Origin of the sequence: Amycolatopsis sp. NPDC058278 (assembly GCF_042881395.1) — a bacterium.
Classification (GTDB): domain Bacteria; phylum Actinomycetota; class Actinomycetes; order Mycobacteriales; family Pseudonocardiaceae; genus Amycolatopsis.
In genome coordinates, this window is record NZ_JBHVXZ010000039.1 from 34331 (window position 1) to 46206 (window position 11876).

Below are 11876 nucleotides of genomic sequence, written 5' to 3' on the forward strand. Positions count from 1 at the left end.
TGCGGCTTTCAACTATGGAGAGTCTCCTCGGCGGCCGCTTGACTGAGCCCTATGACGGAGAAGGGGAAACCGATGTCGACGGTGGTGCTGGTGGCCGCGCTGGTCGCGGCGGGGTTGATCGCCGGGTTGTTCTACGCCTACGCCTGTTCGGTACTGCCGGGCCTGGCCCGCGGGGACGACAAGACGTTCGTGGAGGGCATGCGCGGGATCAACGTCGCGATCGTGAACCCGGTGTTCCTGCTGACGTTCCTGGGCGCGCCGCTGCTGGCGGGGGTGGCGGTGTTCCTGAACCCGGGGCCGCGGCCGTGGGTGATCGCGGGGTTCGCGCTGCTGGTGGCGATGGTGGTGATCACCGGGCTGGTCAACGTCCCGCTGAACAACGCGCTGGACAGCGGCGGCGACGACTACGCGGCGGCGCGGGCGGCGTTCGAGACGACGTGGGTCCGCTGGAACGTCGTGCGGGCCCTGGTGAGCACGGCGGGCTTCGGCTGCCTGGTCGCGGCCGTGCTCACCCGGCGCGGTTAGCCGTCGAGGCGGAAGAGCCGGCCAGCAGGTCGAGGACTTCGCCGACGACGACTGGCGCAAGACCAACCCGCGCATCGTCGACGAAGTGCAGGCCCCGGGCGCGCGCCACGACGAGGCGAACACGGCCGGCATCGACCGGTGATCTCCGGCCGCGTCAGGCGAAGTCCTCCGGGCCGAGCATGGGGCGGACCTCGATGCTGCCGTAGGTCGCGGCGGGGTGCTTGGCCGCCAGTTCGAGGGCTTCGTCGAGGTCGGCGCAGTCGAGGATGACGAAGCCGCCGATCTGTTCCTTGGCTTCGGTGAACGGCCCGTCGGTGAGCAGCACTTCGCCGTCGCGGACGCGGATCGTGGTGGCTTCCGATGGTGGGCGCAGGCCGCCACCGCCGCGGACCTTGCCGCGGCGTTCCATGTCTTCGCTCCAGCCGCCGCAGCCGTCGTTCGCGTGTTCTTCGGCGGTTTCGTCGCCGCAGATCATCAGCAGGTACTGCATGTCAGCATCCTTTCAGGACTTCGCGCAGGCGCGCGGCGAAGGCTTCCGCGTCGGTGTCGAACCCGCCGTGGCCGCCGGGGAACACCTCGGTGGCGGCGCCGAGCGCCGCGGCGAGCCCGAGAGCGGCCTGGTGGACCGGCAGTTCGGCGGACTGCTCGCCGACGGCGACCACCAGCCGCGCCGGTGTCGCCCGCAGCGCGTCGAGGTCGGGCTCGTAGGCGCCGGTCGCGGGCATGAGGTGGCCGAAGAAGTAGGCGAAGTTGCCTTCCGCGCGCGGGTCGAGCGGCGGTGCGGGGTCGACGCCCACGACTTTCATGAACGCGGCGAAGGCGGCCGCGAGGCCGTGGTCGCGGAACAGGGCGGGGATGTCGGGGCCGTCGAGCGCGCCGGCGGGCAGGTAACGGGTGACCGGCGGTTCGTGCAGCACGGCCGTGCGGACGTCGGCGGGGTGGTGGCGCAGGAGTTCGAGGAGGGTGATCGCGCCGCCGCTGCTGGCCAGGACGTCGGCGGGGCCCACTTCGGCGAGCAGGCGGTGCACGTCTTCGGCGTGGTCGCGGAGGGTGTGCGGGCCCGGCGCGCCGTCGAGGGGGCTGCGGGACAGGCCGCGCGGGTCGTAGGTGACGACGGTGTGGTCTTCGGCCAGCAGCGGCCGGATGTGGGTGAACACCGCGGCGTCGGCGGGCCCGCCGGGGACCAGCAGCAGCACCGGCCCGCGGCCGTGGACGTCGTAGGTGAGGGTGGCGCCGGGGACGGCGAGGGTGCTCATGGGTGTTCCTCCGGTGGTCGGGCTTCACCAGCCCGACGAACGGCGTCGTCCGGGACCGACACCGTCTCGGAGATTCGTCGCGTGAGATAGCTGCGTTCGGCGTCGGTGCCGGCGAGGTCGCGGGCTTGCTCGTACCAGTGCCGGGCTTCGGCGTGGCGTCCGAGGCGGCGGAGGAAGTCGGCGCGGGTGGCGGCCAGCAGGTGGTAGCCCGGCAGCGGCAGGGCGTCAAGGAGGGCCAGTCCGGCCGCCGGGCCGTCGGCCATGCCGACCGCGATGGCGCGGTTGAGTTCGACGACGGCGCTGGGGACGTGCTTGCGCAGCTGGTCGTAGAGGCCGGCGATCTGGGGCCAGTCGGTGTCGGCGGCCCGGGCGGCGATCGCGTGGCAGGCGGCGATGGCGGCCTGGATCTGGTACGGCCCGGGACGACGGCGGCGCAGCGCGGTCTCCAGGACGGCGGTGCCTTCGGTGATCGCGGCGGCGTCCCAGCGGGTGCGGTCCTGCTCTTCGAGCGGGACGAGGACACCGTCGGCGTCGACGCGGGTGGCGCGGCGGGCGTGCTGGAGCAGCATCAGGGCGAGCAGGCCGAGAGCTTCGGGTTCGTCGGGCATCAGCCGCGCGAGGACGCGGGCGAGCCGGAGCGCTTCGGCGGCGAGGTCCGGGCGGAGCAGGTCGGGGCCGGCGCTGGCGGAGTAGCCCTCGTTGAACGTCAGGTACAGCACGCCGAGCACGGCGTTGGTGCGTTCGGGCAGCAGGTGCGCGGGCGGGACGCGGTAGGGGATGCGGGCGTGGCGGATCTTGCGCTTCACCCGCACGAGCCGCTGGGACATGGTGGCTTCCGGGACGAGGAAGGCGCGGGCGATCTCGGCGGTGGACAGCCCGGCGAGGGTGCGCAGGGCGAGCGCCACCTGGGCTTCGGTGGCCAGTGCGGGGTGGCAGCAGGTGAAGATGAGCCGCAGCCGGTCGTCGGTGACGCCGCTGTCGTCGGGTTCGGGTTCGTCGTGGAGATCCACGAGGGCGGCCTCCCGGAGCTTGGCGGCGCCGAGGGCGTCGCGGCGGAGCCGGTCGGTGGCGCGGTGGCGGGCGGCGGTGGTGAGCCAGGCGCCGGGCCGGTCGGGGACGCCGTCGCGGGGCCAGGTGCGCAAGGCGAGGGCGAAGGCTTCCTGGGCGCACTCTTCGGCGAGGTCCCAGTCGCCGGTGATCCGGATGAGCGTGGCCACGACTTGGCCCCACTCCTCGCGGAACGCCTCGGCGAGCGCGGTCTCGACGTCCACCACCGCTCCTTTCGTGCCGGTCAGCTTCCCGACGAACGGGACGGCCCGGGACCGACAGCCGCGGCGTGACAAGCGCCGAACCCTTCGGCGCGCACGACGATCCGGCCGTCTTCCACGCGGACGGCCGTCTCGGTGGCGTCGCTGACGGCGGTGACGCCGGCGGCGGCCGCGAGTTCGCCGCCGGCGTCGCAGACGAGCCGCAGCCGGGGCCGGGCCGGGGGCGCGATCGCCTGGTCGAGGCAGCCGCGCAGGTCGGCGACGGCCAGCCGGGCCAGTGGGGCGAGTTCGCCGGGGTCGCTGGTGACGAGCACGGCGGTGACGTCGGCCCCGGCGCGGACGGCTTCTTCGAAGGCGGCGGCGCGGTGCAGGCCGAGGACGGTCACGACGCCGTCGCCGGGCCGGAACGGTTCGCCGGTCAGCAGGTCGGTCGCCGCCGGCGGGTCCCACGGCTGCCCGTCGGGCCGGGCCTGGGTGGTGATCGCTGGCTCGGCCGGCCAGTCGTCGCTCAAGCCCAGGTCGAGCAGGGCCGCGCAGGCGGTGACCAGGTGGAACGGCTCGCCGAAGCCGGGCGCGGCGGCGGCGAGCTGGCTCGCGCCGTGCAGCGTGGTGAGCGCGGCTTCGGCGACCCGCACGAGACGGCGTCCCGGCCGGGCGCGTTCGAGGGCGAGCCCGAGCAGGATCGCGTCGACGCGCATGAGCTGCGCGAAGGGCCGTCGGGTGTGCTCGTCGGCGAGGACTTCGGGCAGCAGGTCGCGGGCGAGGCGGGCGTCTTCGCTGTCGGTGTCGGTGGCCAGCGGGAGCCGGGCGATCCAGGCGCGGGCGAACGCGGCCAGGACGTCGGCCGCGGCGGGGTCCGGCGGCGGGGTGGCGGGGCGGGGGGCGCGTTCGGCGAGGTCGGCCAGCACCGCGAAGTACAGGGCGCGTTTGCCGGGGAAGTTGGAGTAGACCGCGCCGCGGGTGAGTTCGGCCCGTTCGGCGATGACGTCGATCTTCGCCTCGCGGAAGCCGCGGCGGGCGAATTCGTCGCGGGCGGCGGTGAGCACCTTGGCGCGGTTGCGCTCCTGGGTCTCCGCCCTGCTGAGCCTGACCATCGTCCTCCTTGCCGTGGGATCGCCAGTCAAGATACCGTGACCACTGAGATGATAAGAACATCTGATTTGAACATCTGGAGTGGTGGATGACCCCCGAGATCGACCTGACCGACCCGAAGGTGCTGACCGACCCCTTCGCCGCCTACGACCACGCGCGGGAAGTGAGCGCGGTGGCCAAGCTGGTCATCCCCGGTTTCGGCCCGTTCTGGGCCCTGACCCGCTACGCCGAAGCGCGGGCGATGCTGGCCGACTCCCGGTTCGAGGTGAACTCCGGCAGCTTCCTGCGCCCGCCGGGCATCCCCGAGCACTGCCTGGCCTACATGGAGACGATGGCCGAGAAGGACGGGCCGGAGCACCTGCGGCTGCGGCGGCTGGTGGCGCCGGCCTTCACCCCGAAGCGGGCCGCGCAACTGCGGCCCCGGCTGGCGGCGATCACCGAGCGGCTGCTCGACGAGCTGCCCGGCCGCGCCGAAAACGGCGTCGTCGATCTGGTGCCGCACTTCGCCCGGCCGCTACCGATCGACGTCATCTGCGAGCTGGTCGGCATTCCCGAAGCCGACCGGCCGCGCTGGCGCGAATACGGGGCCGCGGTCGCGAGCGGGATGGGGCCGGACTTCGCCGCGGCGATCCCGGCGATCATCGAAGGCGCCCGGGAAGCGGTGGCGCGCAGCCGGGCCGAGCCGGGCGACGACCTCATCGGCGACCTGGTGCGGGCCCAGGCCGAGGACGGTGACCGGCTCACCGACACCGAGCTGGTCACCCTGGTCTGGCACCTGGTCCTGGGTGGGCAGACGCCGGTGAACCTCATCGCCAACGCCGTCGAAGCACTGCTGCGGCACCCGGACCAGCTGGCCCTCCTGCGCGCGGACGCCGGGTTGTGGCCGGGGGCGGTGGAGGAGCTGATGCGCTGGTGCAGCCCGCAGCTGCTGACCACGCCGCGGTTCGCGCGCGAGGACGTCGAGATCGACGGCAAGCTGATCCGCAAGGGCGAGCGGGTGACGGCGGCCGTGGTGGCCGCCGACCGCGACCCGCGCGCGTTCGCCGAGCCGGACCGCTTCGACATCACCCGCTCGGGGCCGGCGCAGCTGGGCTTCTCGCACGGCCCGCACTTCTGCCTGGGTGCCTCGATTTCGCGGGTGCAGACCGAGGTGGCGTTGTCGGGGCTGTTCGCGCGCTTCCCCGGCCTGGCGCTCACCGAGGACGTCCCGCGCGCTCCCGACGGCGGCACCTGGCGCCCGGCGCGGCTACTGCTGGCGCTGTAACACCTACTGCTGGCGCTGTGACACGAGCGCTTCGACGCCGTCGAGGACCCGGGCGAGGCCGAAGCGGAAGGTGTAGGCCGGGTTCTCGGCGGCGTTGTGGGCCTCGCCGGCGGCCTGGCCGACGCGGGAGGAGATCGGGTAGCGCGCCGCGTCGGCGGCCGGGATGCCGGCCAATACCGGCCAGGCGCGCTCCCACCACTGGGCGTCGGTCATGCCGGTGGCGCGGACGAGGCGGGCGTTGTCGAGCGAGCTGCGCGCGGTGCTCCGGACCAGGCCGGTGACGAGGCCGACCACGGCGTCCATCTCGACGTCGCCGAGGCCGATGCCCTCGATCGCGCGCAGCTCGCGCTCGTACTTGGCGAAGCTGTGCGGGCCCAGCGCCGAGCGGCTGGTGGTCACCTGCAGCAGCCAGGGGTGGCGGTGGAACAGTGTCCACTGCTCTTCGGCGATCGCGGTCAGGGCCGCTCGCCAGCCGAGACCTTCCTCCGGGGCGGCCAGTTCGCCGTTGGCGTGGTCGATCATCAGGTCCAGCAGCTCGGCCCGGCCCGGCACGTAGGTGTAGAGCGACATGGGGGAGACGCCGAGCTGCTCGGCGACCCGGCGGATGGTGACGGCTTCGATGCCGTCGGCGTCGGCGAGCGCGATCGCGGCGCGGACGACGTCGGCCGTGGCCAGTTTGGGTTTCGGGCCGCGGCGCGGGGGTCCCGAGACGCCCCAGAGCAGCTCGATCGCCCGTCGCGGGTCGCCGTCACCGTTCTCCTGCGTGCGCACGCCGGCCATTCTGCCCACCTGATTCCCGTACGACGTACAGAGTTGTGCTAACCTCTTCTTCGTACACTGTACAGAGTTAAGGGGCAGGATGACTCCGCACATTCACGCCGAGGGACTTCGCAAGCGCTACGGCGACGCGTACGCCCTCGACGGGTTCGATCTCTCCGTCCCGGCCGGCACCCTGTGCGGCCTGCTGGGACCCAACGGCGCGGGCAAGACCACCGCGGTCCGCGTGCTGTCGACGCTGCTGCGCCACGACGGCGGCGTCGCCCGGGTGGCCGGATTCGACGTCGCCACCGAACCGGCGAAAGTGCGCGCGTCGATCGGGCTGGTCGGCCAGCAGGCCGCCATCGACGAAATCCTGTCCGGGCGGCAGAACCTGATCCTCTTCGGCCGGCTGCACCACCTGGGCCGCCGGGAGGCCAGCCGCCGCGCCGACGACCTGCTCGAGCGGTTCGGCCTCGCCGACACCGGGCCGAAGCCGGTGTCGGCCTACTCGGGCGGGATGCGGCGGCGGCTCGACCTGGCCGCGTCGCTGCTGGCGGCCCCGCGGGTGCTGTTCCTCGACGAGCCGACGACCGGGCTGGACCCGCGCAGCCGCGCCGAGGTCTGGCGGGCGGTGCGGTCGCTGGTCGCGGACGGGACGACGGTGCTGCTCACCACGCAGTACCTGGAGGAGGCCGATCGGCTGGCCGACCGGATTTCCCTCGTCGAGCACGGCCGGGTGATCGCCGAAGGGTCCCCGGCCGAGCTGAAGGGCTCGCTCGGGGCGACCCGGATCGAGCTCGTGCTCACCGACCCGGACGCGCTCGGCGCGGCGGCGGGGCTGCTCGCCCGGGTCACCGGGGCCGAGCCGGTGACCGAGGAGCTGCGGGTGAGCGCGGCGGCCGAGCCGTCGATGCTGACCGACGTCGTGCGTGAGCTGGCGGCGACCGAGCTGTCGTTCGCCGACGTGGCGCTGCGGCAGCCGACGCTGGACGAAGTGTTCCTGGAGCTGACGGGGGTGACGCGATGAGGTGGGCGATCGAAGACGGCTGGACGTTGACCCAGCGTTACCTCGCGCAGCTGGCGCGGCGCCCCGCCCGCCTCGCCGGGGTGGTGGCGTTCCCGATCCTGATGGTGCTGATCTTCGCCTACCTGCTCGGCGGCGGGATGAGCGTGCCCGGCGGGGGCTCCTACCGCGAGTTCCTGATGCCGGGGATGTTCGCGATGACCATGGCCTTCGGGCTGTCGGGGACGATGATCGCGGTGCTGGACGACACCGGCAAGGGCGTCACCGACCGGTTCCGGTCGCTGCCGATGGCGCCGTCGGCGGTGTTCACCGGGCGGGTGGCGGCGGATCTGGTGAACGCCGTCCTCGCGCTGGCCGTGCTGGCCGGCTGCGGGCTCGCCGTCGGCTGGCGCCCGCACGGCAGCCTGGGCGAGACTCTGGCGGCGCTGGGCCTGCTGCTCCTGCTGCGGACGGCGCTGGTGTGGGCCGGGATCTACCTGGGCCTGCTGACGTCGGATCCGTCGATGGTGTCGCTGGCGCAGACGCTGGAATTCCCGTTCGGGTTCCTCTCCGGCGCCTTCGTGGCGACCTCGACGATGCCGGCGTGGCTGGGAACCGTGGCGGAGTGGAACCCGTTGTCCTCGACGGTGACCGCGGCGCGGGTGCTGTTCGGCAACCCGGGCGTGGCGGGGACGTCCTGGGTGAGTGCGCACGCGGTGCCGATGGCCGTGGTGTGGCCGCTGGTGCTGCTGGCGGTGTTCGTGCCGTTGTCGGCGCGCAGGTACAGGAGGCTGGGGAACTGAACGTCCACTTCGAACCGGGCGAACCACCGCGGACGGGACGGCTCGTCGTCGACGGCCGCGAGTTGTCCATTGCGGACGGCCTGCCGGAGCTGCTGTCCGGCGCCGACGGCTTCTGGGCGACCGCGGCGAGGGCGGCGCTGCGGCTGGTGGCCGCGGGACGGCTGCTGCCCGGCGTCACCGCATCCGGGCAGGACGCCTGGCGTGTCGGGCCGCTGGAACCGGCGGAAGCCGCGTGGCTGGGGGATCTCGCGGCCGCGATGCCCCCGGACGAACGTGCGCCGGGGCCGCTGCTGCGGGCCTTCCTCGACGCCGTCGCCGACACGCTGCCCCGCACGCCCGCCGCGGCCAAAGCCGCCGGGACGCGGTTGTTCGCCGCCGTCGCACCGCAGCGCGCGGAGTCCCTGCGCGACTGGGCGGGCGAGCTGGCCGCGGGCCTGGATTCGGGGATCCGGGTGTCGCTGCGGGTGACGGCACCCGGCGGGTTCGACAGCGGGCGTTTCCACGCCGTGGTCCAGGTGCACAGCCTGGCCGATCCCGGGCAGGTCGCCGACGCGGCGCAGCTGTGGGAGACCGGGCGGTTCGGGCCGCGGGCACGCATCGACGTCCTGCTGGCGCTGCGGCGGGGAGCGCAGGTGTGGCCGGCGCTGAGCCCGCTGCTGACCTCGGCGGTGCCGGCCGAGGTGGCGCTGGGCGAGGACGACGTGACCGAGCTGGTCGCGGCCGCGGCGCCGCGGCTGGCGGCGGCCGGGATCGACGTGCACTGGCCGGCCGAGCTGGCGGGGTCGCTGACCGCGCGGGCCGTCGTCCGCTCCGGGGACACCCCCGGTGACCTGCCGTCGTTCTTCGGCGGCGGCCGCGCGCTGGCGTTCGACTGGCAGCTCGCGCTCGGTGGTGAGGTGCTGACCGAGGCGGAACTGGACGCGCTCGCCGAGGCGCGCCGCCCGGTGGTGCGGCTGCGCGACCGCTGGGTGCTGGTCGATCCGGCGCTGGCGGCGAAGGCGCGGGACCGGGCGCTCAAGCCGCTGACCCCGGTCGACGCGCTGGGGGCGGTGCTGTCGGGGACCACAGAGGTCGACGGCGAGGTGGTCGAGGTCGTCACCGACGGCTGGCTGGCGCGGCTGCGGGAACGGCTGGCCGAGCCGCCGCAACCGCAGGCCCCGCCGGCCGGGCTGGCCGCGACGCTGCGGGACTACCAGCTGCGGGGGCTGCAGTGGCTGGCCACCGTCACCGGGCTCGGTCTCGGCGGGTGCCTCGCCGACGACATGGGCCTCGGCAAGACGGTCACGCTGATCGCGCTGCACCTGCACCGGGCCTCGGGGCCGACCTTGGTGGTGTGCCCGGCTTCGCTGCTGGGCAACTGGGAACGCGAGATCCGCCGGTTCGCCCCCGGTGTGCCGGTGCGGCGCTTCCACGGCAGCGCCCGTTCGCTCGAGGACGTCGAGGACGCCGCCGGGTTCGTCCTGACCACTTACGGCACGCTGCGCACCGATCCCGCGCCGCCGGCCGGGGTGCGGTGGGGGCTGCTGGTGGCCGACGAGGCCCAGCACGTCAAGAACCACCGCTCCGGCACGGCGAAGGCGCTGCGGCTGGTGCCGGCGGCGGCGCGGGTGGCGCTGACCGGCACGCCGGTGGAGAACACCCTCTCGGAGCTGTGGGCGATCCTCGACTGGACCGCGCCGGGCCTGCTGGGGTCGCTGAGCGAGTTCCGGATGCGCTGGGCGAAGCCGATCGAAGCCGGGGACCCCGCGGCGGCCGAACGGCTGTCGCGGTTGCTGCGGCCGTTCCTGTTGCGGCGCCGCAAAGCCGATCCGGGGATCGCGCCCGAGCTGCCGGCGAAGACCGATACCGATCGGCCGGTGGCGCTCAGCGCGGATCAGGTGGCGCTGTACGAGGCGGTCGTGCGGGAAATGATGGCCGACATCGCCGCGAGCGACGGGATGGCCCGGCGTGGCCGGATCGTCAAGCTGCTGACCGCGCTCAAGCAGATCTGCAACCACCCGGCGCAGTACCTCAAAGAGCCCGGTGGCCGCTCCGGGAAGCTGGAGCTGCTCGACGAACTGCTGGACACGATCCTCGCCGAGGGCGGCGCGGTGCTGGTGTTCACCCAGTACGTCGCCATGGCGCGGCTGCTGGAGAAGCACCTGGCCGACCGCGGGATCGCGACGCAACTGTTGCACGGCGGCACCCCGGTCGCGCGCCGCGAAGAGCTCGTCGAGCGGTTCCAGGCCGGTGCGGTGCCGGTGTTCCTGCTGTCGTTGAAAGCCGCCGGGACGGGGTTGAACCTCACGCGCGCCGACCACGTCGTGCACTTCGACCGCTGGTGGAACCCGGCGGTGGAGGACCAGGCGACCGACCGGGCGTACCGGATCGGGCAGACCCGGCCGGTGCAGGTGCATCGGCTGGTCGCCGAAGGCACGGTCGAGGACCGGATCGCCGCGATGCTGCGGGAGAAGCGGGCGCTGGCCGAGGCGGTGCTGGCCGGCGGAGAGGCCGCGTTGACGGAACTGTCGGACGCCGAGCTGGCCGAGCTCGTCGAGCTGAGGAGCCGCGGATGACCGACGACCGGGTGCGCGGGTTTCCCGCGTTCGGGGCGGCCGGGCACCTCGCCCGCTCGTGGTGGGGCCGGGCGTGGGTGCGCGCGATGGAGGACACCGCGCTGGACCTGCGTCAGCTGAAGAAGGGCCGCAAGTACGCCGCGGCCGGCCTGGTCGGCCCGATCACGGTCAGCCCGGGCCGCATCGCGGCGGTGGTCGACGACGCCGACGGCGGCCCGTACCGCACGCAGCTGCGGCTGGCGGAACTGTCCGAACCGGACTGGACGCGGTTCCTCGACCGGGTCGCCTCCCGCGCGGGGCACCTGGCGGCCCTGCTGGACCGCGACATGCCACCCGACCTGGTCGAGGCGGCCGGTGTCGACCTGCTGCCGGGGATCGGCGACCTCGATCCGGAGTGCGACTGCCCGGGCTGGGAGCTGCCGTGCCGGCACGCGGCGGCGTTGTCGTTCCAGGCGTCGTGGCTGCTCGACGCGGACCCGTTCCTGTTGTTGCTGATGCGGGGCAAGGGCGAGCGGGAGATCCGCGAGGAGCTGGAGAGCCGCACGGCGCCGGTGGCGGTGGCCGAGCCGGCGGCGGACCGGGTCCCGGGGGAGCTGCCCGACCTGGCGGGGTTCCGGCCCTCGGGCGCCCCGTCGATCCCGGCGGCGCCGGGGGTGCCGGCCGAGGCGTTCGCGCTGCTGGTGGCCAACGCGGCCGGGCGGGCGCGGGCGGTGTCGGAGGGGCGGCCGTGGCCGGGGCGGCGGCAGGACGCGGTCCGCCTGGCCGCGGAGTTCCCTTCGGCGGCCGGGCGGCTGGGTCAGGGAGCGGGTTTCGCGCGGGCGGTCGCGGCGTGGCGGTACGGCGGCCAGGACGGGCTGGAGGTGCTGGAAACGCCGTGGACCCCGCCGAAAGCGGCCTTGGCGGCCGCGCGGGCGGCGCTCGCGGACGTGGCGGGGGAGCCGGTGTTCGAGCGCAACCACTGCACGGTCGGGGAGGTGCAGCTGAGGCTGGATCGCCGGGGCCGGTGGCACCCGTACCGGCTCGAAGGACAGACGTGGTGGCCCGCGGGGGCGCCGGAGAGCGATCCGGGGCTGCTGGTGGGCTGAATCGCGGCGGTTCCGGCATCCGGGCACCCGCGCGTGCCGACCCGGCTCGGCGTGCCCCGGTTTGCCGCGCTGCGGGGCGGAAATCCGCCAACTTTCCCGGTATCCAGCGCGGGACTCGTTGTCTCCTGTCCCCTGACGGCGGGTTCCGCCGGGCCACTGGGGGTGGGGGGGGGGGGGGGTGGACCGCGCCCCCCCCCCCCGTGGCCGCCGGGCCCGTAAAGCACCCGCAGTAAACAGGGGGGGGGGGCCACCACCCCGGGCCGCCC

General features: G+C 74.2%; 11 protein-coding genes. 6 read left to right on the plus strand and 5 right to left on the minus strand.

Going from position 1 to position 11876, the window contains the following annotated elements; translation table 11 throughout:
* Window positions 1–72: 72 nt before the first annotated feature.
* Window positions 73–525: a DUF1772 domain-containing protein gene (locus tag ACFVYA_RS21450; protein ID WP_387047299.1), complete on the plus strand. Its 453-nt coding sequence runs from the start codon at window positions 73–75 to the stop codon at window positions 523–525.
* A 154-nt stretch (window positions 526–679) separates the two neighbouring features.
* Here ACFVYA_RS21450 and ACFVYA_RS21455 read toward each other — a convergent pair whose 3' ends face one another.
* The 4 genes from ACFVYA_RS21455 to ACFVYA_RS21470 are packed head-to-tail and all read right to left on the minus strand — an operon-like array spanning window position 680 to window position 4143.
* Window positions 680–1015, minus strand: coding sequence for a YciI family protein (locus tag ACFVYA_RS21455; protein WP_285991760.1), 336 nt, complete (start codon window positions 1013–1015; stop codon window positions 680–682).
* A gap of 1 nt (window position 1016) precedes the next feature.
* On the minus strand, window positions 1017–1781 hold the full coding sequence (locus ACFVYA_RS21460) for an alpha/beta fold hydrolase (protein WP_387047302.1): 765 nt from the start codon (window positions 1779–1781) through the stop codon (window positions 1017–1019).
* Entirely contained in the window at window positions 1778–3052 is a 1275-nt protein-coding gene (locus ACFVYA_RS21465; protein ID WP_387047304.1) for an RNA polymerase sigma factor, read from the minus strand. Before ACFVYA_RS21465 ends, ACFVYA_RS21460 begins: the two co-directional genes overlap by 4 nt.
* A gap of 20 nt (window positions 3053–3072) precedes the next feature.
* Window positions 3073–4143 carry a TetR/AcrR family transcriptional regulator gene (locus tag ACFVYA_RS21470; RefSeq protein ID WP_387047307.1) on the minus strand — a complete coding sequence of 357 codons (1071 nt, stop codon included), beginning with the start codon at window positions 4141–4143 and terminating at the stop codon, window positions 3073–3075.
* Between the two features lie 86 nt (window positions 4144–4229).
* On the opposite strand from ACFVYA_RS21470, the gene ACFVYA_RS21475 reads away from it, so the two are divergent.
* Window positions 4230–5405, plus strand: coding sequence for a cytochrome P450 (locus tag ACFVYA_RS21475; RefSeq protein WP_387047309.1), 1176 nt, complete (start codon window positions 4230–4232; stop codon window positions 5403–5405).
* A 3-nt stretch (window positions 5406–5408) separates the two neighbouring features.
* On the opposite strand, the gene ACFVYA_RS21480 is transcribed toward ACFVYA_RS21475, so the two are convergent.
* Window positions 5409–6185, minus strand: coding sequence for a TetR/AcrR family transcriptional regulator (locus ACFVYA_RS21480; protein ID WP_387047311.1), 777 nt, complete (start codon window positions 6183–6185; stop codon window positions 5409–5411).
* 79 nt (window positions 6186–6264) lie between these two features.
* On the opposite strand from ACFVYA_RS21480, the gene ACFVYA_RS21485 reads away from it, so the two are divergent.
* From ACFVYA_RS21485 to ACFVYA_RS21500, 4 genes are read left to right on the plus strand one after another with little or no spacing between them, the layout of a single operon-like run.
* Complete coding sequence (locus ACFVYA_RS21485) at window positions 6265–7191, plus strand: ATP-binding cassette domain-containing protein (protein ID WP_387047314.1); 927 nt, start codon at window positions 6265–6267, stop codon at window positions 7189–7191.
* Window positions 7188–7970, plus strand: coding sequence for an ABC transporter permease (locus ACFVYA_RS21490; RefSeq protein WP_387047316.1), 783 nt, complete (start codon window positions 7188–7190; stop codon window positions 7968–7970). The genes ACFVYA_RS21485 and ACFVYA_RS21490 overlap by 4 nt, the downstream gene beginning before the upstream one ends.
* Entirely contained in the window at window positions 7967–10525 is a 2559-nt protein-coding gene (locus ACFVYA_RS21495) for a DEAD/DEAH box helicase (RefSeq protein ID WP_387047374.1), read from the plus strand. Before ACFVYA_RS21490 ends, ACFVYA_RS21495 begins: the two co-directional genes overlap by 4 nt.
* Window positions 10522–11610 carry an SWIM zinc finger family protein gene (locus ACFVYA_RS21500; protein ID WP_387047318.1) on the plus strand — a complete coding sequence of 363 codons (1089 nt, stop codon included), beginning with the start codon at window positions 10522–10524 and terminating at the stop codon, window positions 11608–11610. Before ACFVYA_RS21495 ends, ACFVYA_RS21500 begins: the two co-directional genes overlap by 4 nt.
* The last annotated feature ends 266 nt before the right edge of the window (window positions 11611–11876 follow it).